Origin of the sequence: Agrobacterium leguminum, from assembly GCF_015704895.1 — a bacterium.
Lineage (GTDB): Bacteria > Pseudomonadota > Alphaproteobacteria > Rhizobiales > Rhizobiaceae > Agrobacterium > Agrobacterium leguminum.
Genome location: NZ_JADQWB010000011.1, coordinates 115,510 through 140,707 on the forward strand (window position 1 = coordinate 115,510; position 25,198 = coordinate 140,707).

The following is a 25,198-nucleotide window of genomic DNA, read 5'->3' on the forward strand; positions in this document are numbered from 1 at the left end:
AAGAAAGTCCGTTCAGGCGCGCTGCGGCAGAAGCGGATAACCGGCCATCACGGCACGGCCGGCAAGGGCCGCGAGCACGGCCTTCAGCGCATCGCCCGGAATGAAGGCGAGCGAACCCATGAAGGCCTTTTCGAAACCGAGCCCGACGACCAGCGCCAGATAGGTGATGCCGAAAGCATAAAGCACGACCACGCCGCCGATCAGGCTGGCGACGAAGAAACCGATGCCCTGCGCCAGAGCGGACTGGCCGCGATTGACGAGTTTTTCCGAGAGCGTGCCGGTGACGAAAACCGCCGCGATCCAGCCGATCAGGAAACCCGTCGTCGGCGTGGTGAAAATCGAAAGACCGCCGCGTCCGCCCGAAAGCACCGGCAGGCCGATGGCGGCAATCAGGATCGTCAGCAGAACCGCCAGCGTGCCGCGCTTCGCACCCAGCACGACACCGGCCAGCATGACGCCGAGCGACTGCGCGGTGATCGGCACCGGAATGAAGCCGAGCGTGATCGGCGGCAGAAGCCCGAGTGCGATGATGATGGCGGAAAACAGCGAAATCAGCACAAGGTCGCGGGTCGTCATGGCTCGGAAACTCCGGATGGTTATCTGGCCGTCAGCTTTGGCCTCTGAAACCGCGCGCGTCAATGGCGTCGGCAATGGCATCGGCATCCTTCAACGTCATAATGACGAGCGGCACGATGATGGTGGCCATCCGCACGGGCAGGCCGCGCGCCCGGTGCGCATCGCGCACCGCATGGTAACGGTTGACGATTTCAGGCACGAAACGCACGACGAGCCCGACCGAAAGCCCGATATCGGCGGCCTTCACCAGCCCCAGCCTTTCCAGCGGGGCGGCGGCAAGCGCGATCTCGTCCATGAATTGCGAAATGCTGACGGTGATGGTGACGGCGGTGGCAAGCAGCGCCAGCGCCGTCAGCCGCAAAAGATTGACACTGGCATCATGGGCCGGAAGCAGGAGATAGCTGAAGGCGGCGACGAGGAAGATGGTCAGCATCACCGGCCGCAGCCGCAGGCCGATCTCCTTGAAGGGCAGCCGCGTGGCGCCCAGAATAAGGGCGGCCAGAACCGTCGCGCATGCGAGAACCAGCAGATCGCGGGTGAGGAACAATGCGATGCTGAAACCCATGAGCGTCAGCAGCTTGAGGCGCGGCGAGATGCGGTAGAGCCAGCCAGTGCCTTCGACATGCAGCGATTTCATCGCGATGCCACCTCCAGATAGCGCGCCACCGCTTCTTCGGGGGCGGCGTCGGCAACCAGTGCGCCTTCATGGAAAACCAGCACCCGGTCGAAACCCGCAACCAGCGGCAAATCGTGGGTGATGACAACAAGCGCCTGCGACAGCGCCGCCATGGTCTTTTCCACGATCGCGCGGTTTTTGAGATCGAGCTGGTTGGTCGGCTCATCGAGAATAAGGATTTGCGGTTCGGTGACCAGAAGCGCCGCCAGCGCCGCAAGCTGCAATTCGCCGCCGGAAAGCTCATGCGCGCGCCGGTCTTCCAGATGTGCGATGCCGAGCCGGGCAAGGACGGCTTTGGCCCTGGCGTCGGTTTCCGCCCTGCCGAGGCTGAGCCGCTTCAGCCCGAAGGCGACATCGTCGCGCACGATCGGCAGGATGATCTGGTTCTGCGGATTCTGGAAGATGAAGCCGACCGCCTGCAAGACCGCCTTGGCGTCGCTCACGGTGTCGAGGCCGTTTACCGAAACCTTGCCCTCGCTCGGTTTGGTCAGCCCGTTGATCAGCCGGGCAAAGGTGGTTTTGCCGGAACCATTGAGGCCGATCACGCCGATACGCCGTTCCGTCAATGTCACAGACAGCGGCTGCAGGGCCTGCCGGCCCTCGAAAGCGACGCCGGCGGCGGTAAAACGGATTTCCAAGCTTACATCCTCGCGTACTTTTTCCGGTTCTATACCCCGTCATCAGCAGAAGTGAAACAAGGAACAAAAAAAGAACATTGCAATCGCGAAAAAGCCGTCATACCTTCTGCTCCATGGTGATCAAGGTTTCAAACGAAGCGGCAAGACGAATTTTTCTGGCGCGGCAGGGGCTTTCCTCTCCGCCCGGCAAGGCGCTTTCCAAGGATGGCCTGTTGCAGCTCATCACCGATATCGGTTTTGTGCAGGTGGACAGCATCGGCACGGTGGAGCGCGCCCACCACCAGATTATTTTCTCCCGCAACCAGACCTACAGGCGCGGCCATCTGACCACGCTTTTGGAAAAGGACCGGGCGCTTTTCGAGCACTGGACGCATGACGCCTCCATCCTGCCGACGGAATTTTATCCCTATTGGAAACATCGTTTCCGCCGCCGCGAGCCGATCATTCAGGAGCGCTGGCGCAAATGGCACGGCGAGGGTTTCGATGCTGCTTTCGGCGAAACGCTGGAGCGCATCGCCGCCACCGGCCCGGTTCTGGCACGGGAGCTGAAGGAGGAGGGGCACCAGTCCGGCGGCTGGTGGAACTGGCATCCCTCCAAGACGGCACTTGAATATCTCTGGCACACCGGCAAGCTCGCGATTGCCGGCCGGGTGAATTTCCAGAAGGTCTATGATCTCGCCGAACGGGTCATTCCCGGCGAGCATCACGAAACCGAGGTGGAGAACGCCGAATTCGTTGACTGGGCCTGCCGTCAGGCGCTAAAGCGGCTGGGTTTCGCCACCCATGGCGAAATCGCCGCCTTTTTCGATCTCGTCACCCCGCAGGAGGCGAGGGACTGGGTCAAAAACCATCGCGATGAACTCTGCGAGGTCTCGCTTCTTTCCAGCGACGGGGACAATGCCCGCGCGTCTTTTGCCTTTGCAGATTTCACCGCTGACCTGACAGACGTGCCGGAACCTTCCGCCCGCGTCCGCGTCCTCAGCCCCTTCGACCCGCTGCTGCGCGACCGAAACCGCACGGAGCGGCTGTTCGGCTTCTATTACCGCATCGAGGTCTTCGTGCCGGAGCCGAAACGGCAATATGGCTATTACGTCTTCCCCCTTCTGGAGGGTGACAGGCTGATCGGCCGCATCGACATGAAGGCGGATCGCAAGCGCGGCACGCTGGATGTACGCCGCCTGTGGCTGGAGCCGAGCGTGCGTGCTTCGGCCGGTCGGCTGGAGAAGCTCGACGCGGAACTGGTGAGGCTGGCGAAGTTTACCGGGGTGGAGAGCGTGAATTATCTGGAGGGCTGGCGGGAGGAAAAATGAGGTCCGTGGCTCTGGGTGTCATGAGAAAGGCGCATCCCACACCCCGTTGTTATCGTCCTTGAGGAAGCACGGCATTGCCGCTTGTTTCTTCTCCCCGCCGGGGAGAAGGTGGCCCGAAGGGTCGGATGAGGGGGCAACGGCAGAGATATGCGGAGAGCTTGCCCCCTCATCCCGCTGCCGCGGACTTCTCCCCGTCGGGGAGAAGAAACGAGCGGAACCCGCTCGCCTCACAATTGCGCGGTGAAGCTAGACAGCGCTCAAAATCACCCGATATCCGTCGCCGAAATCTTGATGCCGAACCCTTCAAGGCCGACATAATGCCGCTCCCGCGTGGTCATCAGCTTGATGGAGCTGATGCCGAGGTCCTTCAAAATCTGCGCGCCGAGGCCGATTTCCAGCCATTCGTTTTCGCGCGAACGGGCCTGCGCATGCGCCTCATCCGGATCACGGGCCTTGCGTCGTCCGGCCACCTGGCCGACGCCGACCGAGCCTTCGCGCAGATAGACGATGACGCCGCGGCCTTCTTCGGCGATCTTCTGCATATAATGCCGCACCGGCTGGCGGTCGCCGAACACATCGTCGGCCACGTTTTCGGGGTGCAGGCGCACGGGAATGTCGATGCCGTCGCGGATATCGCCGAAAATCACCGCCATATGCTGCATCGGATCCCAGGGCAGGGAATAGGTCTGCGCCTTGGCGGGTCCGAAGGGCGTCTCGATGGTGAAGGAGGACTCCATCTCCACCAGCGTTTCCTTGCGCTGGCGATAGGCGATGAGATCGGCGACCGAAACGTGCTTCATGCCGTGTTTTTCGGCGAAATCCAGCACCTGCGGTCCGCGCATCACCGTGCCGTCGTCATTCACCAGCTCGCTGATGACGCCGATGGGCGGCAGGCCGGCGAGCCGGCAGAGATCGACCGCCGCTTCGGTATGGCCGGAGCGCATCAAGACGCCGCCCTCGCGGGAAATCAGCGGGAAGATGTGGCCCGGCCGGGTGAAATCGGAAGCGCCAACATTGGGATTGGCAAGGTTGCGCACCGTGAGCGTTCGGTCATCGGCGGAAATGCCGGTCGTGGTGCCGTGCTTGAAATCGACGCTGACGGTGAAGGCCGTGGTATGCGCGCTGTCATTTTCCGCCACCATGGCGTTGAGGTTCAGCCGCTTGGCTTCCTCGCGCGGCATGGGCGCACAGACGATACCGGAGGTGTGGCGCACGATCAGCGCCATTTTCTCGGGCGTGCAGTGAACCGCCGAAATGATCAGATCGCCTTCGTTCTCACGGTCGTCATCATCGGTCACGACAACGATTTCACCGGCTTCGAAAGCGCGGATGGCGTCCACGACGCGTTTCTGGTCATAGGCCATGGCGATCCCCTTATTTGAGAGCAACGGCACGTTGCTCTCCGTTTTTGTTTCGGTATCGGATTTTCCGAAAACCGCTTCGCACTTTTCGGTCCTCTACCGGCGGCCGGTCTGGCCGCGATCCCTCAGATAATGGTCGGCAACGGTGCAGGCGATCATCGCTTCGCCGATGGGCACGGCGCGGATGCCGACGCAGGGGTCATGGCGGCCCTTGGTGCGCACATCCACATTGTTGCCGTCGGTATCGATGGAAAGACGCTCCGTCAGAATGGAGGAAGTGGGCTTGATGGCGAAGCGGGCGATGACAGGCTCGCCGGTCGCGATGCCGCCCAGAATGCCGCCGGCATGGTTGGAGAGGAAGATCGGCTTGCCGTCATTGCCCATGCGCATCTCATCGGCATTTTCCTCGCCGGAAAGCTCGGCCGAGGCGAAACCTTCGCCGATCTCCACGCCCTTGACGGCGTTGATCGACATCAGGCTGGAGGCGATATCCTGATCGAGCTTGGCATAGATCGGCGCACCGATGCCGGCCGGAACGCCTTCCGCCACCACTTCGACGACGGCCCCGATGGAGGAGCCGGCCTTGCGGATGCCGTCGAGATACTCTTCCCACACCGGCACCATGGCGGCATCCGGGCAGAAGAACGGGTTCTGGTCGACCTGATCCCAATCCCAGTTGTCGCGGTTGATTTTGTGCTTGCCGATCTGCACCAGCGCGCCGCGCACGTTGAGGCTCGGCACCACCTTGCGGGCAATCGCACCGGCGGCGACACGTGCCGCTGTCTCACGCGCGGAAGAACGTCCGCCGCCGCGATAGTCGCGAATACCGTATTTCAGGTCATAGGTGAAATCCGCATGGCCGGGTCGGAAACGCTTGGCGATCTCGCCGTAGTCCTTGGAGCGCTGGTCGGTATTTTCGATCAGCATGGAGATTGGCGTGCCGGTGGTTATCATCGTCTCGCCGTCCTCATCCAGCATCACGCCGGAGAGAACCTTGACGATGTCGTCCTCGCGGCGCTGGGTCACGAAACGGCTTTGGCCCGGTTTGCGTTTGTCCATCCAGTGCTGCACCTCGGCAAGGGTGAAGCGAATGCCGGGCGGGCAGCCATCCACCACGCAGCCAAGTGCAGGCCCGTGGCTTTCTCCCCAGGTGGTAACGCGGAAAAGATGACCGAAACTGTTATGCGACATATTTTCAAAACCGGAAAACAGGGCGCCTGCGGTGAGCGCCGTTTAAAACAAGCGGATTTGTCTTAGTGGAAAATCCGGGCAAGGCAAAAGCCTTTCTTTCGCCGCGGCGGTATAAGTGCGGGACACGGCGTCCTGACTGGAGACACGCATGTCCGTGCCGTCATTCCTGGGGGAGCACAGGGATGAGAGCAACGGGGCGATTCGCGCCCGCCGGAGACGTTTTTCGAAATGACGAAAATGTAAAAGCGCCGTCGTTTTCCACGTTAATCCGGAGTTTTCCAATATTGCCGGGAAATGCGGTGTAAAAATCACTAACGGCTTGAACACGATCCCAAATCCGTTCATCAATTGGGCCGAAAATGTCATGGTTGCGGGCAATTTCCGCCACATTCGAAAGGCAATTCTTCATGCATGTAAGGTTTTCACGCAAATCCACGAAAGCTAGATCGATGCGTATGATGATTGCCGCCCTTCTGGCCGCCGCCAACCTCCTGATGCCCATCAACGGCTACGCCCAGAGCGTCGACGTGGAAGGCACGATCAGCAAGATCGATGCGAATGGGCTGAGCATTACGCTCAACGACGGCAAGACCTATCGCGTGCCGGAAGAGTTCAATTTCGAAGGCCTGAAAGCGGGCGTGAAGGTCGTGGTTTTCTACACGGAAGTGGATGGGAAACGCGTGGTCGACGATCTTCAGGTCGTGCAGTAAGCACCAGCCCTTACTCAGCCCTTATGCCAAACCTCCGTTGTGAAACGAGCGTTTGCATCCGTTTCTTCTCCCCGCCGGGGAGAAGGTCGCGGCAGCGGGATGAGGGGGCAAGGGTCGTGAGTTACGGCAACGTTACCCCCTCATCCGACCCTTCGGGCCACCTTCTCCCCGGCGGGGAGAAGAAATACGCGGCGTCCGCTCCGCTAATATACAAGTATCTCTAGGAGGACGACGCGGAGAATTGCTCTCCGTGATCCCTCACGAAACCCAGTCCGCACTATTCCTGTCGATTTCGACTTTCAAAATCCGGTCCTGCGGAATTTGCGTCCTTGACGCTTCGTCCTTGTCCATGCCGGAGACCAGCCGGAAGATCGAGCGGATGACGCCGCCGTGGCAGACGCATATCGTCGGAACCTCGACGGAGGAAAGCCATGCGCCGATGCGCCAGGAGAGGATTTCATAGCTTTCGGCGTCCTGGCCGGGGGGGATGAAATCCCACTTGTTGGCCTTGCGCGCCTTCACCCGGTCCGGGAACTCTTTTTTCAGCTCCGGCAGGGTTTGCCCTTCCCAGTCGCCGAAGGAAACTTCGATCAGGCGATCGTCGGTACGATAGGCCTTGGGATCGAGGCCCATCGCGCCGCGCATCAGTTCCATGGTCTCGCGCGTGCGCCCGAGCGGGCTCGCCACATAGTCGAAATCCGTGGCCTGTTCTCCCAGCAGATGCGCGAGGAGTTTGCCGTTACCGACCGCCTGCTGGCGGCCGAAATCGTTGAGCGGAATGTCTTTCTGGCCCTGAAGCCGGCGTATCGCATTCCAGTCCGTTTGTCCGTGCCGGATCACATAGACGAGCAAGGCGATACCCCGTTCTTACACTTTTCAGGCTTAGTCCTTCACCACCGAAATGTCAGGCGCATCCACCGCCTTCATGCCGATGGTGTGGTAACCGGAATCGACATGGTGGATTTCGCCGGTCACGCCGGTCGAAAGGTCGGACAGCAGGTAAAGCGCCGACTTGCCGACTTCCTCGATGGAAACGGTGCGCTTCAGCGGCGCATTGTATTCGTTCCACTTCAGAATATAGCGGAAGTCGCCGATGCCGGAAGCTGCAAGCGTCTTGATCGGGCCGGCGGAAACGGCGTTGACGCGGATGCCGCGATTGCCGAGGTCGACAGCGAGATAACGCACGCTGGCCTCGAGAGCAGCCTTGGCCACGCCCATGACGTTGTAGTTCGGCATGACCTTTTCGGCGCCGTAATAGGTCAGCGTGATGATCGAGCCGCCGTCATTCATGACCGGCTCGGCGCGCTTGGCAACGGCGGCCAGCGAGAAGACGGAAATGTCCATGGTGCGGTTGAAATTATCGCGGCTGGTATCGAGGTAACGGCCGGTCAGCTCGTCCTTGTCGGAAAAGGCGATGGCGTGCACGACGAAGTCGATCTTGCCCCAGTGCTTTTCCAGCCCGGCAAAAACCGCATCGATCGTCTCGAGATCGGTCACATCGCAGTGACCGGCCATGAAGGCGCCCAGTTCCTGCGCCAGCGGCTCGACACGCTTCTTCAGCGCGTCGCCCTGCCAGGTCAGCGCAACTTCCGCGCCCGCGTCGGCACAGGCCTTGGCGATGCCCCAAGCGATGGAACGATTATTGGCGACACCCATGATGAGGCCGCGTTTGCCAGCCATGAGGCCGGATGCCTGAGCCATTTTATGCTCCCTAGTACTTTTGATCGGTCCTGCCTATGGCATAGGCTGCAATCCTGTTCAAGATTGCCAAAGATCATCAACTGTTAGGGAGCGTAACAAAGGGTGCGTTGTCCCGGCTATTCGCAAAACTTTCACAAATAAAGGCCTTCGCGCATGTGCCGCATCAGGTCGGTCACCTTTTCATCCGGCTTTTCCAAGAGAACGATGCGCAATTCGATGACGAGATCGCCCTGTCCGCCCTTGCCGTCGGCGAGGCCCTTGCCGGCAAGCCTCAGCACACGGTCGGAGCCGGACCAGGCCGGAATGGTGATGTTTTCCTCACCGAGCGGTGTCCTGACTTTCGTTTCACACCCCAGAACCGCGTCGCTGAGCGATATCGGCAGCGTCGTGTGAATATCGAAGCCACGAAGGGAAAAGGCGTCCTCACGGGCGGTCAGCAATGTCACGGCAAGGTCGCCGCGCGCCATGTTGGGAAGCTTCAGCCCCTGTCCCTTCAGTCGCACCACGTGTCCGTCGGTCATGCCGGCTTCGAGCTGGAAGCGAACCTCGCGTTCGTCGGCAAGCGACACGGTAACCCACTTGTGTTCCAGCAGATCGGCGACCGTGACGGTGGCTTCCGCAGTGATGTCCGGCGCTTTTTCGGGAGCCGGCTGCTGCGTGCGGAAACGGCGCACGAGAGCGCTGAAGAGATTGGCGGCGAGCGATGCAGGCGCTGTCCTGTCATCGCCAGCGCCGGGCTGCGCGGTCTCGCCGGCACCCGGCATATCGCTTTTTGCGGCGCCCGCGGCAGCCTTTGCCGCTTCGGCCGCCTGCTGCACCTTGGGATCGTTCTGTGCTTCCGCGCCAAAAATCCGTTCGACGATATCTTCGGCGGTTTCTGCCTTGGCGTCGGTTTTCTGGCCGGTCTGCGCCCGGTTGCGGGCGTCCGCACGGGCCAGTTCCTCCATCAGCTTTTCGGCGGCCTTGGCGCGCTCGGCAGCCTCGCGCGCGGCTTCCCGCTGCTGCATGATGGTTTCGCCGCGCTGTTTCTTTTCGGCCGCCCTGCGGGCCTGATCGTAGAGATCGCGCTTTTTCGGGTCTTTGAGAAGATCATAGGCCTGCCCGATCTCGGCGAATCGCGCCGAGGCGTCGGGATCGTCGCGATTGGCGTCCGGATGGACAGTTTTCGCCTTCGTGCGCCAGGCGGCCTTGATTTCCTCGTGGCGGGCGTCACGTTTTACGCCGAGGATCGAATATGGATCGCGCATGCGAAACACCAGTTACGTTGGCTCAGGCGCTGCCGCCCTTCATGGCGCAATCCTGAAACTAACCCCTCCGAAAAGGGATGCCCGCGATCATTCGCCTGCACGCCCTCGGTTTAATCAACGTCGACTGTTGCAATAAGTTGCTAATCACTCCTTTACGGAGGAAGCGCGCCGCACCGGGGCCGGCTCTATTCCATATTTAAGGGTAAACAGATTATTTCTGCTCGAAGCGGGTCAGCAGCCATTCGCCGGTTTCCGACAGGCAGGCCTGTCCCGAATAGCTCGCAACGCCCTCGAAGGAGTGGCGCGTCGTCCTGAAATCGCGGCAGACGAAGCCGCTGGATTTGTCTTCGTGAATGGCGGTGACGACGCCGGCGCTGCCGGTGGCGGCATTGGCCCAGGGCAGCGGCTGGTCGGCGAGCTTGGCGAGATCGGCCGACGTCACCGCATTGCGGATCGTCGCATCGTCCGTCTGCGGCGCATTGTTCGGCTGGTTGGGAATGGAGGCCGTGGAAAGCGAGCGGTCGACCTTGTCGCCGCCGAACAGGTCGAGGCTGACGCAGCCGCTCAGCACCACAAGCATTGACACGACGGCGGAAACTTCCGCTACCGACGAAAGGAGGCTCTTTGTTCGACTGTTCGACTTTGCTATGACGGTCACCATCTTTCGCCAGAGATCATCTCTGGGGTCCAAATCAGCTCGGGAGCATTTTAGTCAATATGTCGGAAACGGGGTTAACATCCAGTGACTTCACGGAAGAAAATGAACCGTTCACGCTTTTTGCCGAATGGCTGAAAGATGCAACGGCTTCCGAAATCAACGATCCGAACGCGGTAGCGCTTGCTACCGTGGACGAAAATGGCCTGCCGAATGTGCGCATGGTGCTGCTGAAAGGCGTCGACGACCGCGGCTTTGTTTTCTACACGAATTTCGAAAGCCAGAAGGGTCAGGAGATCCTCGGCCAGAAAAAAGCGGCCATGTGTTTCCACTGGAAAAGCCTGCGGCGACAGGTGCGCCTGCGCGGCGAGGTGGAGATCGTCAGCGACGAGGAGGCGGATATCTATTACGCCTCGCGCCCGCGCGGCAGCCGCATCGGCGCCTGGGCTTCCAAGCAGTCACGTCCTCTCGAAGGCCGTTTCGCGCTGGAAAAGGCGGTGGCCGAATATACCGCCAGATATGCCATCGGCGATATTCCGCGTCCGTCCTACTGGTCGGGTTTCCGCATCCGGCCGCTCAGCATCGAATTCTGGCACGACCGCAAGTTCCGCCTGCATGACCGCATAGAATTCCGCCGCGAGACGCCTGACGGTGCATGGTCCAAGGTCCGCATGTATCCGTAAGGGCCTGATTTAAAAGAAGCTGAGCGATAGCAGTTCAGGTTGTCGGAAACTTCATTTGATTTTAGCTACAATAGGAAAACGCAACCGACTGTTATCGCTCAACTTCTTCTAATTCGAGCTCTAAGAGGGCAAATAATGACGCGGGACTTGGATGTTTTTGGGCGAATTCTAATGAAAGAGGTTCGAGACCTAACAATATCGTCATATGACCGAATGGCGTCAGGCACGATAAAATCTATTACGGGAAAGAAGATACATGCTCTCACCACTCCGTTTAACGAAGATCAGAAAGAGGTTATTAAAAGTATTGTTTTGACTCAAATTGACGCAGCGATTCACAATTTCCTTTGGCTGATTGAGAGGCAAGGTGATTCTACGTTTCCGCTTTTTTTGGAGGGAGGAGTTCCACCGGTGGATTTAGCCGCAGTTAGTGACGGTCTCACGGGTGAGCTTTACAGTGACGAAGGGTGGATAGCTCAGTATTCCGTGAACGAGGGTAGTATTGAATAAATAATCAATCACCCTATGAGATTATTTTTGTCTAAGATGAGAATTATAGAAAAATCCATCACTTCGGCCGAAACCTGGATTATGACCCCTCATATCCGCCTCATTAACAGACGTCTCGTAAAGTATTGCTACCATTGAAGTTTTCTCGTGTACGGCTTTGAAGATCATCAAGGCAGGCCATTTACGGCCTGCCTATTTCAGCAGCGAATCGAACAGCGGCAGGCCGATGGCGGCGGAGATGGCGATCAGCCCATAGCAGATGCGCCGGAACGCCGCCTCGTCGGCAAGCCCGTGCAGTCGCGCGCCGGCATAAAGCCCGGCCCCGTAAAAGGGCAGGGCGAGCAGGAAAAAGACGAAGACATCGGCGGTGAACAGGCCGCTGACAAAATAGCTGCTGGTGGAGATCACGGTCGAGATCGCGAAATATAAGATGACATTGGCGCGCACGAAGGCGCCTTTGAGGGCGCCGCCGAGCCAATAGGCGACGACCGGCGGACCGCCCAGTTGCGCAGCCCCCGAAAACAGCCCGGCCAGAAACCCGGTAAAGAGGGTCAGCGGCGTCTTCGGTCGACCGCTGTAACGCCAGCCGGAAAGCAGAAACAACAGCAGCATCACGACCACGGCGGAGATGATCCAGCGCAGCGTCAGCGGATCGCCGTTGGAAAGCAGCATGGTTCCAAGCGGCACGCCGACAAAGGCACCGGCCGCCATGATGAAGACTTCACGCCGATCCGCCATGCGCCATGCGGGCGGTATCATGCCGAGCGTCAGCACGGCGTCCACCACCAGCAGCACTGCCGAGGCGACACGCGGCCCCACGATGGCGCTTGCGAGCGGGATGAAGATGAGCGCCGCACCGAAACCGGAAAAGCCGCGGGCAAGGCCGGCGAGAAAGGCAGCGCCCGCAAACATGGCGAGCAGCGTCGGACTATGTGCGGTGATGAGGGACGAGAAAAAATCGAGGTGGGACATGGGCGATGGCACGGTTGTTCGAATATCTTTTCTCTATCCCGCTTGCTTGTACATGTCGCGGAAATTTCAGTTCATGGCTGCGTGACGCCCTGACGGGTCGACGCCGTCAGAGAATCATGATTAGAGTTGTAGCGCATGAACAAAGGATGAACAAATGTTTGCTGACATGATGCCTCGGTTTGAAGAGGCCTCGCAAAAATATGCCGCTGAAAACGGAATATTCCGCGATCCGGACTGGTACATGCTGAAGCTTCAGGAAGAGGTTGGCGAGGTCACACAGGCCTGGAATCGGCTGACAGGACGGGGGCGCATTAAGGGCAGGAGCAAAGAGGAGATGAAGCGGGATCTGGCCGACGAAACCGCCGATCTGCTCGGCCATGTGCTGTTGCTGGCCCATTATAACGGTCTCGATATCGAAGGCGCTATCGAACGAAAGTGGCGTTTCAAGCCGGGAGCCTGACGATGCGCGGAACGGCAGCTTGATCCTTGCGGTATAGCGCCTCTGGCGATGCGGCTAGGAGAACGCGACGATAAAGAACAGGATCGCAAGAACGGCAGCCACGGGCGTCATCACCAGCCGCTCCGGGCGGCTTTTCGACATTGCGTTCAATCCAGCGCTCACTGCCAGATAACAGGCGATGATCCAGATGCCGGGTTCGATCCAGCCGGATGGCCAGATGTGAGCATAACCTGCCTTTTGCAGCGGAAAGGATGCAAAAAAGGCATAAATAAGCGGAGCCGACGCGCTGGCAATTCTTCGCCGGACCGGCAACACCCGGTGCGCACCGCCCCAGGCAAGACGTCCGAAAGGTGCGCCGGCTGCAAGCGCAATCTGGAATAGGGACAGGGCCAGCAGTATCAGCGTTACGAGCGACACGGCAACTGGCGGCATGATCACCCCGCTTATGGATGCGCCGACAAAGGCGCTCGGCCAATCTCGGTGCTGCAGCCGAGATGAGCCTCATCATGAAGCCGAATGGCTAAGGATATGTGACGCCTCTCCGCGCTTTTAGCCCGATTTTCATCTCACTCAGGCCTGCGCCTTTTGCAGAAGGCCGGCCACCGCATGCAGGTCGCTTGCAACGGCAATGCACTTCTCCCGCATTTCCTCGGTCGGCGGCGCCACGTCCGGCACCATGATCGTCATCATGCCCGCCGATGTCGCGGAGCGCACGCCTGAATAGGAATCCTCCAGCGCAAGGCAGCGGCCCGGATCGAGGGAAAGCCGTCGGGCTGCGGTGAGATAGGGCATGGGTGCGGGTTTCGGCTCGGTATAGTCGCCGCGGGCGACGATGGTGTCGAAACGTCTGAGAAGATCGTGGGGGCCGAGATGGCGCGTCACCGAATCGTGCCGCGACGAGGTGGCGATGGCGCGGCGGATATCGAGCCGGTCGAGCAGATCGAGAATGTCGATGACGCCCGGCTTCAGCGCCACGCCTTCCGCCATCATCACGCCAAGATGCCGGAGCCAGGCGTCGCGGAAGCTGTCGATGGGAAAATCCGCACCATAATCGGCAAAGATGGTGCCGGTGATGACGTCCCACGGGCTGCCGCAGACCTTCTGATAGGTTTCGACCTTCATTCCGTGGCCGCCTTCATCCGAGGCAGCCAGAAATGAATCGCGATAGAGCCTCTCGCTCTCGATCAGCAATCCGTCCATGTCGAAAACCACGGCCTGCGGAAGAAAAGGCAGCATGGCTTAACCGAACCGGAAGGGGCGTTCGCCGAGGCTCTCGAACGGGCGGATCAGATAACCGTCCGGATCGGCGACGATGAATTGCCGGTTGCCCACTTCGACCGTGCCGCGCCTGTACCATTTTTCCTCCAGCGGCATGACGAGGTCGATGGAGGATCGCTCCAGCCGGGAGAGAATCGGTTGCAGGGAGGGAACGGCGAGTTGCAGGTTCATGCCGCGGCCGAGCGGAAATTCGAGCGCGGCATTGTCCGTCACGAATGTCCGGGTCGCGCCGATCTGGTCGATCATCAGCTGGGCATCCCCCAGCGCCAGATAGGTGAAACCCTCCTCGGGGCGCTCATAGACCACATGAAAACCGATCAGGTCGCAATAAAAGGCGCGGCTTTTCTGCCAGTCGCTGACGGCAAGTTCAGGAACGAGGGCATTTCGTATGATGGTCATGGTCTCCTTTGCCGCGCAGGCCCGGGGTGGGAGGAGGGGCCTGCCATAAGGGGTGATCTTACCGTCTTCCCGGCCGCATGCCAGAGGAAACCTCATCATGGCAGCCATGTGCGGGGTTATGGGCTGACAGGATGGCGACGTTGCGGGTGAGGACTGTCGCAGCAGGTTCGACATCTCCCGCGACCGCGCCATGTGCGGCGGAACTAAGCCTTCGTACCGCCGACGGTGATCTGGTCCATGCGCAGATGCGGCTGGCCGACGCCGACCGGCACCCATTGTCCGGCCTTGCCGCAATTGCCGATGCCGGTATCGAGCTTGGAATCGTTGCCGATCATCGAGACGCGCTTCATCGCATCCGGCCCGTTGCCGATCAGCATCGCGCCCTTTACCGGCGCGCCGATCCTGCCGTTCTCGATGAGGTAAGCCTCGGTGCAGCCGAACACGAATTTGCCGGAGGTGATATCCACCTGGCCGCCGCCGAAGGAAACGGCATAGATGCCCTTCTTCACGGAGGCGATGATCTCTTCCGGCGTCTTGTCGCCTGATAGCATATAGGTATTGGTCATGCGCGGCATCGGCACATAGGCGTAGCCCTGCCGGCGGCCGTTGCCGGTGGGCTTGGCGCCCATCAGCCGGGCGTTCTGCCGGTCCTGCATGTAACCGACCAGCCTGCCGTTCTCGATCAGCACATTATAGCCGGAAGGCGTACCTTCATCGTCGATCGTCAGCGAACCGCGGCGGCTGTCGATGGTGCCGTCATCCACCACGGTCACGCCGGGGGCGGCTACCATTTCGCCCATCAGGCCGGCGAAGGCCGAGGTTTTCTTGCGGTTGAAATCGCCTTCCAGACCGTGGCCCACCGCCTCGTGCAGCATGACGCCCGGCCAGCCGGAGCCGAGCACCACATCCATGGTGCCGGCCGGCGCGTCGATGGCGGTGAGGTTGACGAGCGCCTGGCGCAGCGCTTCATCCGCACCGCGCTGCCAGTTTTCCGTGGTGATGAAATCGCTGAAGCCGACGCGGCCGCCAATGCCATAGGAGCCGCTTTCCTGCCGGTCGCCTTCGCCCGCCACGACGGAAACATTGATGCGGGTCATCGGCCGGATATCGCTGACGCGATGGCCGTCGGCCCGCAGGATGTCCACCACCTGCCAGCTTGCGGAAATGGTCGCCGTCACCTGCCGGACCTTGTCGTCCTTGTCACGCAGATAGGCGTCGATATCGGTGAGGAGCTTCACCTTTTCCTCGAAGCTCGGACTGCCGATCGGGTTCTCGTCGCCATAGAGCTTCTTGTTGGTGCGCTGCGGTGCGGCGGCATAGGAGCCGGAATAACCCTTGGTCACCGCACCGACTGCATCCGAAGCACGTTTCAGCGCGCCCTGCGACAGCTCGCCCGCATGGGCGTAGCCCACCGTTTCGCCGGCGACGGCGCGCAGGCCGAAACCCTGGTCGGTGTTGAAGGAACCGCCCTTCAGCCGGCCATTATCGAAAGTCAGCGATTCGGCCTGGGCATGTTCGATGAAAAGCTCGCCATCGTCAGCGCCGGCAAGCGCCTCGCCGACGAGCTTGCGCAATTGCGTTTCGTCGCAATCGAAGAGTTTTACAAGATCGTCGGTCATGGGAGGCTCCAGTCATTATCGTTCAATGACCGATTTAGGCACTGGAGCGGACGGACGCAAGGCTGTCCGGCAATGGCAGGCTTTAAGGAAGCGCGTCGTAGCCCTCGGCAAAGCCGGAAAGCTCGATCGGAATACCGACGCGATCCTGATCCACGGCTTCGCGTAGCGCGAAAACCGCATTCTTGCCGGCGCGCAGAACCTTCAGCAGCTCGTCGTCGATATCCACTTCCACATAGCAGCCTTCGGAGAAGCAGCGGGTGAAATAGGCGCGGCCGATATTATTATTGTCGATATAAAGCTCCATGCCATCCTTCAAAAGCACGCCGAGCGGCGCGAGGATGCGCAGGATGCGCGACTTGCGGTCGGCCGTCTTCAGCACCACCACCGAAAGCCCAACTTCCGGGCGGTCATCGGCGATCACGTTCTGCATCAGCGCGCATTGTTCTTCGGACGCGCCCGCCGGCTTGTCGCAGATGACAGACCAGGCTCCGTGCGTCGACTTCGGCGTGCCGGGCGGCTGCTGTTGCGCCAGCGCCGCAGCGGCGGGAGCGATGATGGCAAGACCGGCGGCGGCAAGAAAAGTGCGCGCGAGCGGGGAAAGACGCATGGATACCTCTGGGATTCGAATCAGTGCGGCTATTTTGACGCCATAATCCGGAAAAAAAAGCCTCAGGCCTTCAATTCCAGCGGAGTTGGGCGGAAATAGGACCTGTCTTCCGGTATGGGCGTCTGATTTGCCCGGCGCGACATTCATTATCCGGCGATGAAACTGGCGGCAAAACCGGCTGTGAGAAGGGGCTTTGTCGCATTTGGGCTGTTTGAAACCGCGTTCTGCCGGTCCGGTGAGGCGTGGGGTGAGAGAAAGTCGCCGTGGATTGACCAATGGCAAAATTGGGGCGCATCCGTGTCCCGACGCATATTGCGGCAGAGGACAAACTGTGGTTTGAAGTTAGTACCATAAGCATGGATTCTGCGTCTGTGATTGATCTAGATCAGACGCGTGAGGGAGAGGGTACCGTGACGAATAGGATTTACGCAGCACTGGCGGGGATGACCTGTCTGCTCACGGCTGTCGGCGCCCACGCCGATCAGCCGGTGCATTGGCAAATGGGCATGCAGGAGGCCGCCACGCCGATCATGCACGAAATACGCTGGTTTGAACAATATACGCTCTGGTTCATTGTTCCGGTTACGCTTTTCGTTCTTGCGCTGCTCATCGTCGTCGCCCTGAAATTCCGCGCCGCGAAAAATCCGGTGGCTTCCAAGACCAGCCATAACACGGCGATCGAGGTGGTCTGGACGCTGGCGCCGGTTCTCATTCTCCTGTTCCTTGCTTTCCCGTCGTTCAATCTCTTGAACGCGCAGCTCACGCAGCCGGAAAACCCCGACGTGACGCTGAAGGCGACCGCCACGCAATGGCTCTGGAGCTATGAATATACGGCCGCCGAAGGCGCCGAGCCGGTTTCCTTCGACAGCTACATGCTGAAGGATCAGGATCGCGCCGCCGCGGGCAAGGAAGACAGGGCCCGCTATCCGCGTCTTCTGGCGGTAGACAATGAAATGGTCGTTCCGGTCGGCAAGACCGTTCGCCTGCTCGTCACCGCCGCACCGACGGATGTGATCCATTCCTTCGCCATGCCGGCTTTCGGCGTCAAGATCGACGCCGTTCCCGGCCGCCTGAACGAAACCTGGTTCAAGGCGGAAAAAGAGGGCCTTTATTACGGTCAGTGTTCCGAGCTTTGCGGCAAGGACCATGCCTTCATGCCGATCGCCATTCGGGTGGTTTCCGAACAGCAGTACAACACCTGGCTCACCGCCGCCGCTTCTGACCTGAGCGGTGCGAACCGGGCGCTGATGGCCTCTGTCGATGGCGCTCCGCGCACCGTCGACGTTGCCGCCAACGAAACCAACTGACTCTGGAGTGAGGACAATGGCTGGACCTTCCGCACACGACGATCATCACTCGCATGGTCATTCCGCACATGATGGGCACGATCATTCGCATGATGCGCATCATTCCCATACGCCGGGCTTCTTCGCCCGCTGGTTCCTGTCGACCAACCACAAGGACATCGGCACGCTCTACCTGATCTTCGCGATCATCGCCGGCATCGTCGGCGGCGGGCTTTCCGTCGTCATGCGCATGGAGCTTCAGGAGCCGGGCATCCAGATCTTCCACGGTCTGGCGTCCATGGTCTACGGCTTCGAGGGTGACGCCGCCATCGATGGCGGCAAGCACATGTTCAACGTGTTCACCACCGCGCACGCACTGATCATGATCTTCTTCATGGTCATGCCGGCGCTGATCGGCGGTTTCGCCAACTGGATGATCCCGATCATGATCGGCGCTCCGGACATGGCTTTCCCGCGCCTGAACAACATCTCCTTCTGGCTGATCGTTCCGGCTTTCATCCTTCTCATTCTCTCGCTCTTCGTCGAGGGCCCTGCGGGCGCCTACGGTGTCGGTGGCGGCTGGACCATGTATCCGCCTCTATCGACCAGCGGCATGCCGGGGCCGGCGGTGGATCTGGCGATCTTTGCGCTGCACGTTTCGGGCGCGTCGTCGATCCTCGGTGCGATCAACTTCATCACCACCATCCTCAACATGCGCGCGCCGGGCATGACGCTGCACAAGATGCCGCTCTTCGCCTGGTCGGTCCTCGTCACCGCGTTCCTGCTGCTGCTTTCGCTGCCGGTTCTGGCGGGCGGCATCACCATGCTTCTGACCGACCGCAACTTCGGCACGGCATTCTTCTCGCCGGAAGGCGGCGGTGACCCGATCCTTTACCAGCACCTGTTCTGGTTCTTCGGCCACCCGGAAGTCTACATCCTGATCCTGCCGGGCTTCGGCATCATCAGCCACATCGTCTCCACCTTCTCCAAGAAGCCGGTCTTCGGTTATCTCGGCATGGCCTATGCCATGGTCGCCATCGGCGCCGTCGGCTTCATCGTCTGGGCCCACCACATGTACACGGTCGGCCTGTCGCTCGAAGCGCAGCGCTACTTCGTCTTCGCCACCATGGTCATCGCGGTGCCGACGGGTATCAAGATCTTCTCGTGGATCGCGACCATGTGGGGCGGTTCGCTGACCTTCTCGACCCCGATGGTCTGGGCGATCGGCTTCATCTTCCTGTTCACGGTCGGCGGCGTCACCGGCGTCCAGCTCGCCAATGCCGGTCTCGACCGTTCGCTGCACGACACCTATTACGTGGTGGCGCACTTCCACTACGTTCTGTCGCTCGGCGCGGTCTTCGCGATCTTTGCCGGCTGGTATTACTGGTTCCCGAAGATCACCGGCTACATGTACAGCGAATTCCTCGGCAAGCTGCATTTCTGGGTCATGTTCGTGGGCGTGAACCTCGTGTTCTTCCCGCAGCACTTCCTCGGTCTTGCCGGCATGCCGCGCCGCTACATCGATTATCCCGATGCCTATGCCGGCTGGAACATGGTATCCTCCTACGGTTCCTACATCTCGGCCGTCGGCGTGCTGATCTTCCTCTTCTGCGTCTGGGAAGCCTTCGCAAAGAAGCGGATCGCCGGCAACAATCCCTGGGGTGAAGGTGCGACGACGCTCGAATGGCAGCTGTCTTCGCCGCCGCCCTACCACCAGTGGGAGCAGCTGCCGCGCATTCGCTGATGCGCGGGCCGGAAGGCGCGGGCAGGGCCTGCGAATTCCCGGCGCTGAAAATGAGGGACGGCGCGGTTCGGTCCGTGCCGTTTCCCGAACGGGCAGTCTCTCCTGCCGCGTGACATTTTGTCCAAGCGATGCCTGCCGTCCGACGTGATACATGCCCCGGACGTGATAAATGCCAAATCTGGCCTTTATGAAATGCAAGCGCAGACGAATGGCGGCAGGGTGCGGCGAAAAGCCGGAAAATGGCATCGGTTTTGCCCGGCGCCGCTCATGCCAGGACGTTCGGGACCCATGAATTGACGCATCGCGCATGCCGGAAATCACATTCGTTTTCGGGCCGGTGCAGGGGACGTCGCTTCACGCGGCGTTCGAAGGAAGCAGGACAGGAAATGAGCATTATCGACAATCGCGACATGCTGGGCGTGAAGGGCTCCGAACTTTCGGAAGCCGGCGCGCGCGATTATTTCGAATTGCTGAAGCCGCGCGTCATGTCGCTCGTCGTCTTCACGGCCTTTGCGGGCCTCGTGCTGGCGCCGGGTGAAATCAACCCGGTGCTCGGCATCATCGCCATTCTCTGCATCGCCGTCGGCGCCGGCGCATCTGGTGCGCTCAACATGTGGTACGATGCCGATATCGACGCCGTGATGAGCCGCACCGCCCGGCGGCCGATCCCGTCCGGCCGCATCGCGCCGCGCGAGGCGCTGGCCTTTGGGCTGACGCTGTCGGCCTTTTCGGTGGTCATTCTCGGCCTTGCGGTCAACTGGTTCTCGGCCGGCCTGCTCGCCTTCACCATCTTCTTTTACGCCGTCATCTATACGATGTGGCTGAAACGCTCGACACCGCAGAACATCGTCATCGGCGGTGCGGCCGGCGCTTTCCCGCCCATGCTCGGCTGGGCCTGCGTCACCGGCGGCGTTTCGCTGGACAGCATCATCCTGTTCCTCATCATCTTCCTGTGGACACCGGCGCATTTCTGGGCGCTAGCGCTGTTCAAGATGCGCGATTACGGCGCCGTCGGCATTCCGATGATGCCGAACGTGGTCGGCGAACGCTCGACCAAGAACCAGATGATCGTTTATGCGGTGCTGACCGCGGCCGCAGCCGTCGCGCCTTATTTCACCGGCCTTGCGAGCGCCGGCTACGGCATTTTCGCCGCCGTGCTGAGCGCGATCTTCGTCTACTGTTCGCTCGATGTCCGGCGCATGCCTGAGGGCGACGAGAAGATGCTGCCGGCCAAGAAGATGTTCGCTTATTCGGTGCTTTACCTTTTTGCGATTTTCTCCGGCCTTCTGGCCGATCATTTCGCGCCGGCCCTGAAGGCCGTCATGTCGGGAGTCCTGTGATGGAAACGGTGGAACTGAGCGCGGCGCAGAAAAAATCGAGACGTGGGCGCAACATCGCGCTCGGCGTCCTGCTCGCCGGCCTGGTGGTGCTGTTCTACATCATCACCATCATCAAGATCGGCTCGCACTGACGCGCTGATCGAGGGGAGAGGAGGAGGAGATGGCGAATATGGAAGCGCAGACGGCAGGGACCGGCAGGCAGCGGGTGAGCAATCGCTCCATTCTCGTGCTTTGTCTGGTGTTTTTCTGCGCCATGATCGGCATGGCCTATGCCGCCGTGCCGCTTTATACGCTGTTCTGCCGCGTCACCGGCTATAACGGCACCACCCAGCGCGTCGAGCAATATTCCGACGTCATCCTCGACAAGACCATCAACGTCACCTTCGACGCCAATACGTCGAACGGCCTCAATTGGGATTTCCAGCCGGTCGACAAAAAGGTCACGCCGAAAATCGGCGAAACGGTGCAGGTGACGTTCAAGGCGACGAACCGCTCACCCGTGGCGACCACGGGCACGGCGGTCTTCAACGTCACGCCGATGGAAGCCGGCGCCTATTTCAACAAGGTGGAGTGCTTCTGCTTCACCGAAACGACGCTGCAGCCGGGTGAAACGCTGGAGATGCCGGTGGTGTTCTTCGTCGATCCTGACATCGCCACGGCGCGCGAGACCAAGAGCATTCATACTTTAACGCTGTCCTATACGTTTTATCCGGCCAAAACCGAAAAACCGGTTGCGTCCTTGCCGGTAAAGACTTCATCTGGCGAAAGCAAATTGTGAGAGGAGATCTGGCCTTTTATCCGAGGCCGGATCAGGGAAGAGACATTCGGGGATTGTCGCAATGGCAGATACGCATCAGAAGAACCACGACTACCACATTATCGATCCAAGCCCCTGGCCGCTTCTGGCCTCGATCGGCGCCTTCATCCTGACCTTCGGTGGCGTCTGTTACATGCGTTACCTGTCGGGCGGCTCCTTCAAGCTGTTCGGCGCGGAACTGGCCAATCCCTGGCTGTTCTATATCGGCCTCGTCATCGTGCTTTACACCATGTACGCATGGTGGTCCGATACGATCAAGGAAGCCCATGAGGGTAACCACACCCGCGTCGTCTCGCTTCACCTGCGTTACGGCATGATCATGTTCATCGCCTCGGAGGTGATGTTCTTCGTGGCGTGGTTCTGGGCCTATTTCGATGCCAGCCTCTTCCCGCACGAGGCCATTCAGGCGTCGCGCCTCGAATACACCGGCGGCCAATGGCCGCCCAAGGGCATCGAGGTGATCGATCCCTGGCACCTGCCGCTCTACAACACCGTCATCCTGCTTCTGTCGGGCACCTGCGTCACCTGGGCGCACCATGCCCTGCTGCATAATGACCGCAAGGGCCTGATCACCGGTCTGTTGCTCACCGTCGCGCTCGGCGTCCTGTTCTCCACCGTGCAGGTTTACGAATACATGCACGCGCCGTTCGACTTCAAGAATTCGATCTACGGCGCGACCTTCTTCATGGCCACCGGTTTCCACGGTTTCCACGTCTTCGTCGGCACGGTCTTCCTGCTGGTCTGCCTGTTCCGCGCCGTTGGCGGCGGTTTCACGCCCAAGCAGCATTTCGGTTTCGAAGCGGCTGCCTGGTATTGGCACTTCGTTGACGTCGTCTGGCTGTTTCTGTTCTTCGCCATCTATATCTGGGGTGGCTGGGGCGCGCCGCTGCACGGCTGATTGCGCCGATAATGGAGGGGCGGCAAGTCGCCGCCCTGATGTCCAGGGCGAGCTTCCCGCACGCCCGGCGCCATTCCCGGGCTCGACCCGGGAATCCAGATCGGTAGTGTGCAAATCCTCGGGTCAAGTCCGGGGATGACGGAGGAGGGAGATTGGGCCTCCGTCGACACTTCACGGGCAGCGGTTGCTGCCCTCGTGCCTGAACCCTCTCCAACAGGGCGGTTTGCAGGCGGAAGCGGGAGGTCGTCATGTCTGAACCATCAAACGGCAATTTCGCGCCGGTCGATCCCATCAAGGTCGGGCTTAAAGGCTGCTGCCCGCGCTGCGGCAACGGACGGCTGTTCGACGGCTTTTTAACCATAAAACCCGCCTGCAGCGCCTGCGGACTGGATTACGGTTTTGCCGATGCGGGCGATGGCCCGGCGGTTTTCGTCATGCTGATCGTCGGTTTTCTGGTCGTCGGGCTGGCGCTCTGGTTCGATCAGCGTTTTGCGCCGCCGGTCTGGGTGCATGTCATGCTGTGGTTGCCGTTTACGGTGATTGTCTCCCTCGTGCTGCTGCGCAAGCTGAAGGGGATCATGATTGCGCTGCAATACCGCAACAATGCAAGCGAAGGCAGGCTTGATCGTGAATGACGTTTCCCACATGAAGGCGGCGGAAAGGCGGGTCTGGTTCGCCGCGCCGCTGGTGCTGCTGGCGCTTGCCATTCTTCTCGGGCTCGGCACCTGGCAGGTGAAGCGTCTCTACTGGAAAGAGGCGCTGATTGCCGATATCGAGGAGCGGCGGAGCGCGAGCCCGGTGCCGCTCTCCGATATAGAGGCGATCGCGAAAAGCGGCGGCGATATCGAATACCGCACGGTCAGTCTTTCCGGCACCTTCGATCATGCCCGCGAGCGGCATTTCTTCGCCACCCATCAGGGGCAAACCGGCTATTACATCTATACGCCGCTGACGCTCGCCGATGGCCGCATTCTCTTCGTCAATCGCGGCTTCGTGCCCTTCGAGATGAAGGAACCCGCCAAACGGCCCGACGGGCAGGTTACCGGTGCGGTGACGATCACCGGCCTTTCGCGCGCGCCGCTGGTTGCAAAACCGTCCTCGCTACTGCCTGATAACGATATCGCCAAGAACATCTTCTACTGGAAGGATCTGGCGGCCATGGCCTCCAGCGCCGATATCCCGCCCGACCGGCTGGTCCACCTCTTCGTGGATGCTGACAACGCGCCTAATCCGGGCGGTTGGCCGCAGGGTGGCGTGACGCTGATAGATTTGCCCAACAATCACCTGCAATATGCGATAACGTGGTATGGGTTGGCGGCGGCCCTTGTCATCGTCGCCGGTTTTGCCTATTTCCGGAACGGTAAGGCGCAGGGTGAATAAAGCGCAGCCCGTCCGGTAAGGCAGCTTGTCGGGCAAGGCCATGAAGTACGGCCCAAGCAGCAGGCCAAGGAGCTGGAATGAACATCGCCGTTTCCAAACCCCCTTTGACGATAAGGCTGTGCGGACCGCGCGGCTTTTGCGCGGGCGTGGACCGGGCGATCCAGATCGTCGTGCTGGCGCTGAAGGCCTATGGCGCGCCGGTCTATGTCCGTCACGAAATCGTGCATAATCGTTATGTGGTGGAAGGGCTGGAAGCCAAGGGCGCGGTTTTCGTCGAGGAACTGCATGAAATTCCCGCCGAGCACCGCGAGCAGCCGGTGGTTTTCTCGGCCCACGGCGTGCCGAAATCCGTGCCGGAGGATGCACAGGCGCGTAATCTGTTCTATCTCGATGCGACTTGCCCGCTGGTCTCCAAGGTCCACAAGCAGGCCATGCGCCACCAGCGCCTTGGCCGCCATGTGGTGCTGATCGGCCATGCCGGCCACCCCGAGGTCATCGGCACCATGGGCCAGCTTCCGGAAGGAACGGTTTCGCTGATCGAGACGGTGGAAGATGCCGGCCGTTATGAACCGGCGGACCGGGAAAATCTCGGCTTCGTCACCCAGACGACACTTTCGGTCGATGACACGGCCGGCGTCATCGCCAGGCTGCAGGAACGTTTCCCGGCCATTCAGGCGCCCGCCGCCGACAGCATCTGTTACGCAACCACCAACCGTCAGGATGCGGTGAAGCAGGCGGCCCCCGGCTGCGACCTCTTCATCGTCGTTGGCGCGCCCAATTCCTCCAATTCCAAGCGGCTTGTGGAAGTGGCGCTGCGGGCCGGTGCACAGCGTTCCGTGCTGGTGCAGCGGGCCTCGGAAATCGACTGGAATGAAATCGGCGATATCCGCACCGTCGGTCTTTCGGCCGGCGCATCCGCACCGGAGGTCATCGTCGATGAGATCATCGAAGCCTTCAAGGCGCGTTTCGACACGACGCTCGATCTCGCCGTGACGGTCGAGGAAACGGAACATTTCCTCGTCAATCGCGAGCTGCGCAGCATCGAGCTGACGACGGACGACATGGCTTTCGTGAACGGCAATGCCAATGATGCGCTGCCGCCGAAAACCGCCGCCGGCATCTGAAGCGGTATGGCGCTGA

Annotated in this window: 30 protein-coding genes; 14 read left to right on the top strand and 16 right to left on the bottom strand. The window is 60.5% G+C overall.

Annotation, left to right across the window (positions count from 1 at the left end):
• Positions 1 to 12 precede the first annotated feature (12 nt).
• The 3 genes from I3J13_RS16890 to I3J13_RS16900 are packed head-to-tail and all read right to left on the bottom strand — an operon-like array spanning position 13 to position 1,890.
• Complete coding sequence (locus I3J13_RS16890; RefSeq protein ID WP_196379522.1) at positions 13 to 576, bottom strand: biotin transporter BioY; 564 nt, start codon at positions 574 to 576, stop codon at positions 13 to 15.
• Positions 577 to 607: 31 nt separating this feature from the next.
• Complete coding sequence (locus tag I3J13_RS16895) at positions 608 to 1,213, bottom strand: energy-coupling factor transporter transmembrane component T family protein (RefSeq protein WP_196379523.1); 606 nt, start codon at positions 1,211 to 1,213, stop codon at positions 608 to 610.
• A complete protein-coding gene (locus I3J13_RS16900) occupies positions 1,210 to 1,890 on the bottom strand; it encodes an energy-coupling factor ABC transporter ATP-binding protein (protein WP_196379524.1) in 681 nt (226 codons plus the stop codon). Before I3J13_RS16900 ends, I3J13_RS16895 begins: the two co-directional genes overlap by 4 nt.
• A gap of 113 nt (positions 1,891 to 2,003) precedes the next feature.
• Between I3J13_RS16900 and I3J13_RS16905 the strand changes: the two genes are divergently transcribed.
• On the top strand, positions 2,004 to 3,200 hold the full coding sequence (locus I3J13_RS16905; RefSeq protein ID WP_196379552.1) for a winged helix-turn-helix domain-containing protein: 1,197 nt from the start codon (positions 2,004 to 2,006) through the stop codon (positions 3,198 to 3,200).
• 263 nt (positions 3,201 to 3,463) lie between these two features.
• On the opposite strand, the gene ribB is transcribed toward I3J13_RS16905, so the two are convergent.
• From ribB to I3J13_RS16920, 3 genes are all read right to left on the bottom strand, one after another.
• Complete coding sequence (ribB, locus tag I3J13_RS16910) at positions 3,464 to 4,564, bottom strand: 3,4-dihydroxy-2-butanone-4-phosphate synthase (RefSeq protein WP_003521085.1); 1,101 nt, start codon at positions 4,562 to 4,564, stop codon at positions 3,464 to 3,466.
• Positions 4,565 to 4,657: 93 nt separating this feature from the next.
• Positions 4,658 to 5,752 carry a chorismate synthase gene (aroC, locus tag I3J13_RS16915; RefSeq protein ID WP_035263544.1) on the bottom strand — a complete coding sequence of 365 codons (1,095 nt, stop codon included), beginning with the start codon at positions 5,750 to 5,752 and terminating at the stop codon, positions 4,658 to 4,660.
• Positions 5,753 to 5,794: 42 nt separating this feature from the next.
• Positions 5,795 to 6,118, bottom strand: a complete 324-nt coding sequence (locus I3J13_RS16920; RefSeq protein ID WP_196379525.1) for a hypothetical protein — start codon at positions 6,116 to 6,118, stop codon at positions 5,795 to 5,797.
• 83 nt (positions 6,119 to 6,201) lie between these two features.
• Between I3J13_RS16920 and I3J13_RS16925 the strand changes: the two genes are divergently transcribed.
• Entirely contained in the window at positions 6,202 to 6,462 is a 261-nt protein-coding gene (locus I3J13_RS16925) for a DUF1344 domain-containing protein (RefSeq protein WP_196379526.1), read from the top strand.
• A gap of 258 nt (positions 6,463 to 6,720) precedes the next feature.
• On the opposite strand, the gene I3J13_RS16930 is transcribed toward I3J13_RS16925, so the two are convergent.
• From I3J13_RS16930 to I3J13_RS16945, 4 genes are all read right to left on the bottom strand, one after another.
• The gene (locus I3J13_RS16930) at positions 6,721 to 7,314 is read right to left on the bottom strand and encodes a histidine phosphatase family protein (protein ID WP_196379527.1); all 594 of its coding nucleotides are present in this window, start codon (positions 7,312 to 7,314) and stop codon (positions 6,721 to 6,723) included.
• 30 nt (positions 7,315 to 7,344) lie between these two features.
• Positions 7,345 to 8,163 (bottom strand): enoyl-ACP reductase FabI, encoded by an 819-nt coding sequence (gene fabI / locus I3J13_RS16935; RefSeq protein WP_003521090.1) that lies wholly within the window; start codon positions 8,161 to 8,163, stop codon positions 7,345 to 7,347.
• Between the two features lie 131 nt (positions 8,164 to 8,294).
• Entirely contained in the window at positions 8,295 to 9,410 is a 1,116-nt protein-coding gene (locus I3J13_RS16940) for a DnaJ C-terminal domain-containing protein (RefSeq protein WP_196379528.1), read from the bottom strand.
• A gap of 211 nt (positions 9,411 to 9,621) precedes the next feature.
• Complete coding sequence (locus I3J13_RS16945) at positions 9,622 to 10,071, bottom strand: RT0821/Lpp0805 family surface protein (RefSeq protein ID WP_059760835.1); 450 nt, start codon at positions 10,069 to 10,071, stop codon at positions 9,622 to 9,624.
• A gap of 56 nt (positions 10,072 to 10,127) precedes the next feature.
• On the opposite strand from I3J13_RS16945, the gene pdxH reads away from it, so the two are divergent.
• Positions 10,128 to 10,748 carry a pyridoxamine 5'-phosphate oxidase gene (pdxH, locus tag I3J13_RS16950; protein ID WP_003521093.1) on the top strand — a complete coding sequence of 207 codons (621 nt, stop codon included), beginning with the start codon at positions 10,128 to 10,130 and terminating at the stop codon, positions 10,746 to 10,748.
• A gap of 135 nt (positions 10,749 to 10,883) precedes the next feature.
• Positions 10,884 to 11,258, top strand: coding sequence for a hypothetical protein (locus I3J13_RS16955; RefSeq protein ID WP_137452272.1), 375 nt, complete (start codon positions 10,884 to 10,886; stop codon positions 11,256 to 11,258).
• Between the two features lie 192 nt (positions 11,259 to 11,450).
• Here the strand turns inward: I3J13_RS16955 and I3J13_RS16960 are convergent, their stop codons facing one another.
• Positions 11,451 to 12,230: a sulfite exporter TauE/SafE family protein gene (locus I3J13_RS16960; RefSeq protein WP_196379529.1), complete on the bottom strand. Its 780-nt coding sequence runs from the start codon at positions 12,228 to 12,230 to the stop codon at positions 11,451 to 11,453.
• A 154-nt stretch (positions 12,231 to 12,384) separates the two neighbouring features.
• Between I3J13_RS16960 and I3J13_RS16965 the strand changes: the two genes are divergently transcribed.
• Complete coding sequence (locus I3J13_RS16965) at positions 12,385 to 12,690, top strand: pyrophosphohydrolase domain-containing protein (protein WP_003521095.1); 306 nt, start codon at positions 12,385 to 12,387, stop codon at positions 12,688 to 12,690.
• Positions 12,691 to 12,744: 54 nt separating this feature from the next.
• Here I3J13_RS16965 and I3J13_RS16970 read toward each other — a convergent pair whose 3' ends face one another.
• The 5 genes from I3J13_RS16970 to I3J13_RS16990 all read right to left on the bottom strand — a co-directional run bounded on the left by I3J13_RS16970 (position 12,745) and on the right by I3J13_RS16990 (position 16,593).
• Positions 12,745 to 13,122 carry a hypothetical protein gene (locus tag I3J13_RS16970; protein ID WP_196379530.1) on the bottom strand — a complete coding sequence of 126 codons (378 nt, stop codon included), beginning with the start codon at positions 13,120 to 13,122 and terminating at the stop codon, positions 12,745 to 12,747.
• 138 nt (positions 13,123 to 13,260) lie between these two features.
• Positions 13,261 to 13,926 carry an HAD family hydrolase gene (locus I3J13_RS16975; RefSeq protein ID WP_196379531.1) on the bottom strand — a complete coding sequence of 222 codons (666 nt, stop codon included), beginning with the start codon at positions 13,924 to 13,926 and terminating at the stop codon, positions 13,261 to 13,263.
• A gap of 3 nt (positions 13,927 to 13,929) precedes the next feature.
• Complete coding sequence (locus I3J13_RS16980; RefSeq protein WP_003521098.1) at positions 13,930 to 14,367, bottom strand: bleomycin resistance protein; 438 nt, start codon at positions 14,365 to 14,367, stop codon at positions 13,930 to 13,932.
• 203 nt (positions 14,368 to 14,570) lie between these two features.
• On the bottom strand, positions 14,571 to 15,986 hold the full coding sequence (gene tldD / locus I3J13_RS16985) for a metalloprotease TldD (RefSeq protein ID WP_127756251.1): 1,416 nt from the start codon (positions 15,984 to 15,986) through the stop codon (positions 14,571 to 14,573).
• 82 nt (positions 15,987 to 16,068) lie between these two features.
• The gene (locus I3J13_RS16990) at positions 16,069 to 16,593 is read right to left on the bottom strand and encodes an invasion associated locus B family protein (RefSeq protein ID WP_003521101.1); all 525 of its coding nucleotides are present in this window, start codon (positions 16,591 to 16,593) and stop codon (positions 16,069 to 16,071) included.
• A 443-nt stretch (positions 16,594 to 17,036) separates the two neighbouring features.
• Between I3J13_RS16990 and coxB the strand changes: the two genes are divergently transcribed.
• From coxB to ispH, 9 genes are all read left to right on the top strand, one after another.
• Positions 17,037 to 17,900 carry a cytochrome c oxidase subunit II gene (gene coxB / locus I3J13_RS16995; protein ID WP_003521102.1) on the top strand — a complete coding sequence of 288 codons (864 nt, stop codon included), beginning with the start codon at positions 17,037 to 17,039 and terminating at the stop codon, positions 17,898 to 17,900.
• A 16-nt stretch (positions 17,901 to 17,916) separates the two neighbouring features.
• Positions 17,917 to 19,623 (top strand): cytochrome c oxidase subunit I, encoded by a 1,707-nt coding sequence (gene ctaD / locus I3J13_RS17000; protein WP_020809078.1) that lies wholly within the window; start codon positions 17,917 to 17,919, stop codon positions 19,621 to 19,623.
• Between the two features lie 386 nt (positions 19,624 to 20,009).
• Positions 20,010 to 20,963 (top strand): heme o synthase, encoded by a 954-nt coding sequence (cyoE, locus tag I3J13_RS17005; RefSeq protein ID WP_003521104.1) that lies wholly within the window; start codon positions 20,010 to 20,012, stop codon positions 20,961 to 20,963.
• Positions 20,963 to 21,094 (top strand): hypothetical protein, encoded by a 132-nt coding sequence (locus I3J13_RS25950; RefSeq protein WP_003521105.1) that lies wholly within the window; start codon positions 20,963 to 20,965, stop codon positions 21,092 to 21,094. The genes cyoE and I3J13_RS25950 overlap by 1 nt, the downstream gene beginning before the upstream one ends.
• Positions 21,095 to 21,123: 29 nt before the next feature.
• Positions 21,124 to 21,741, top strand: coding sequence for a cytochrome c oxidase assembly protein (locus I3J13_RS17010; protein WP_003521106.1), 618 nt, complete (start codon positions 21,124 to 21,126; stop codon positions 21,739 to 21,741).
• 61 nt (positions 21,742 to 21,802) lie between these two features.
• Complete coding sequence (locus tag I3J13_RS17015; protein WP_003521107.1) at positions 21,803 to 22,678, top strand: cytochrome c oxidase subunit 3; 876 nt, start codon at positions 21,803 to 21,805, stop codon at positions 22,676 to 22,678.
• 248 nt (positions 22,679 to 22,926) lie between these two features.
• Positions 22,927 to 23,313 (top strand): DUF983 domain-containing protein, encoded by a 387-nt coding sequence (locus I3J13_RS17020; protein WP_003521108.1) that lies wholly within the window; start codon positions 22,927 to 22,929, stop codon positions 23,311 to 23,313.
• 10 nt (positions 23,314 to 23,323) lie between these two features.
• Complete coding sequence (locus I3J13_RS17025; protein ID WP_196379553.1) at positions 23,324 to 24,058, top strand: SURF1 family protein; 735 nt, start codon at positions 23,324 to 23,326, stop codon at positions 24,056 to 24,058.
• A gap of 77 nt (positions 24,059 to 24,135) precedes the next feature.
• Positions 24,136 to 25,182, top strand: a complete 1,047-nt coding sequence (ispH, locus tag I3J13_RS17030; RefSeq protein WP_003521111.1) for a 4-hydroxy-3-methylbut-2-enyl diphosphate reductase — start codon at positions 24,136 to 24,138, stop codon at positions 25,180 to 25,182.
• Positions 25,183 to 25,198 lie beyond the last annotated feature (16 nt).

What these genes read in the sequence shown, in the direction of transcription:
- I3J13_RS16890 (WP_196379522.1), bottom strand. Translation starts at nt 576, where the DNA reads ATGACGACCCGCGACCTTGTGCTGATTTCGCTGTTTTCCGCCATCATC.
- I3J13_RS16895 (WP_196379523.1), bottom strand. Translation starts at nt 1,213, where the DNA reads ATGAAATCGCTGCATGTCGAAGGCACTGGCTGGCTCTACCGCATCTCG.
- I3J13_RS16905 (WP_196379552.1), top strand. Translation starts at nt 2,004, where the DNA reads ATGGTGATCAAGGTTTCAAACGAAGCGGCAAGACGAATTTTTCTGGCG.
- ribB (WP_003521085.1), bottom strand. Translation starts at nt 4,564, where the DNA reads ATGGCCTATGACCAGAAACGCGTCGTGGACGCCATCCGCGCTTTCGAA.
- aroC (WP_035263544.1), bottom strand. Translation starts at nt 5,752, where the DNA reads ATGTCGCATAACAGTTTCGGTCATCTTTTCCGCGTTACCACCTGGGGA.
- I3J13_RS16920 (WP_196379525.1), bottom strand. Translation starts at nt 6,118, where the DNA reads ATGACATTTTCGGCCCAATTGATGAACGGATTTGGGATCGTGTTCAAG.
- I3J13_RS16925 (WP_196379526.1), top strand. Translation starts at nt 6,202, where the DNA reads ATGCGTATGATGATTGCCGCCCTTCTGGCCGCCGCCAACCTCCTGATG.
- fabI (WP_003521090.1), bottom strand. Translation starts at nt 8,163, where the DNA reads ATGGCTCAGGCATCCGGCCTCATGGCTGGCAAACGCGGCCTCATCATG.
- I3J13_RS16940 (WP_196379528.1), bottom strand. Translation starts at nt 9,410, where the DNA reads ATGCGCGATCCATATTCGATCCTCGGCGTAAAACGTGACGCCCGCCAC.
- I3J13_RS16945 (WP_059760835.1), bottom strand. Translation starts at nt 10,071, where the DNA reads ATGGTGACCGTCATAGCAAAGTCGAACAGTCGAACAAAGAGCCTCCTT.
- pdxH (WP_003521093.1), top strand. Translation starts at nt 10,128, where the DNA reads ATGTCGGAAACGGGGTTAACATCCAGTGACTTCACGGAAGAAAATGAA.
- I3J13_RS16955 (WP_137452272.1), top strand. Translation starts at nt 10,884, where the DNA reads ATGACGCGGGACTTGGATGTTTTTGGGCGAATTCTAATGAAAGAGGTT.
- I3J13_RS16960 (WP_196379529.1), bottom strand. Translation starts at nt 12,230, where the DNA reads ATGTCCCACCTCGATTTTTTCTCGTCCCTCATCACCGCACATAGTCCG.
- I3J13_RS16965 (WP_003521095.1), top strand. Translation starts at nt 12,385, where the DNA reads ATGTTTGCTGACATGATGCCTCGGTTTGAAGAGGCCTCGCAAAAATAT.
- I3J13_RS16970 (WP_196379530.1), bottom strand. Translation starts at nt 13,122, where the DNA reads ATGCCGCCAGTTGCCGTGTCGCTCGTAACGCTGATACTGCTGGCCCTG.
- I3J13_RS16975 (WP_196379531.1), bottom strand. Translation starts at nt 13,926, where the DNA reads ATGCTGCCTTTTCTTCCGCAGGCCGTGGTTTTCGACATGGACGGATTG.
- I3J13_RS16980 (WP_003521098.1), bottom strand. Translation starts at nt 14,367, where the DNA reads ATGACCATCATACGAAATGCCCTCGTTCCTGAACTTGCCGTCAGCGAC.
- tldD (WP_127756251.1), bottom strand. Translation starts at nt 15,986, where the DNA reads ATGACCGACGATCTTGTAAAACTCTTCGATTGCGACGAAACGCAATTG.
- I3J13_RS16990 (WP_003521101.1), bottom strand. Translation starts at nt 16,593, where the DNA reads ATGCGTCTTTCCCCGCTCGCGCGCACTTTTCTTGCCGCCGCCGGTCTT.
- coxB (WP_003521102.1), top strand. Translation starts at nt 17,037, where the DNA reads ATGACCTGTCTGCTCACGGCTGTCGGCGCCCACGCCGATCAGCCGGTG.
- ctaD (WP_020809078.1), top strand. Translation starts at nt 17,917, where the DNA reads ATGGCTGGACCTTCCGCACACGACGATCATCACTCGCATGGTCATTCC.
- cyoE (WP_003521104.1), top strand. Translation starts at nt 20,010, where the DNA reads ATGAGCATTATCGACAATCGCGACATGCTGGGCGTGAAGGGCTCCGAA.
- I3J13_RS25950 (WP_003521105.1), top strand. Translation starts at nt 20,963, where the DNA reads ATGGAAACGGTGGAACTGAGCGCGGCGCAGAAAAAATCGAGACGTGGG.
- I3J13_RS17010 (WP_003521106.1), top strand. Translation starts at nt 21,124, where the DNA reads ATGGCGAATATGGAAGCGCAGACGGCAGGGACCGGCAGGCAGCGGGTG.
- I3J13_RS17015 (WP_003521107.1), top strand. Translation starts at nt 21,803, where the DNA reads ATGGCAGATACGCATCAGAAGAACCACGACTACCACATTATCGATCCA.
- I3J13_RS17020 (WP_003521108.1), top strand. Translation starts at nt 22,927, where the DNA reads ATGTCTGAACCATCAAACGGCAATTTCGCGCCGGTCGATCCCATCAAG.
- I3J13_RS17025 (WP_196379553.1), top strand. Translation starts at nt 23,324, where the DNA reads ATGAAGGCGGCGGAAAGGCGGGTCTGGTTCGCCGCGCCGCTGGTGCTG.
- ispH (WP_003521111.1), top strand. Translation starts at nt 24,136, where the DNA reads ATGAACATCGCCGTTTCCAAACCCCCTTTGACGATAAGGCTGTGCGGA.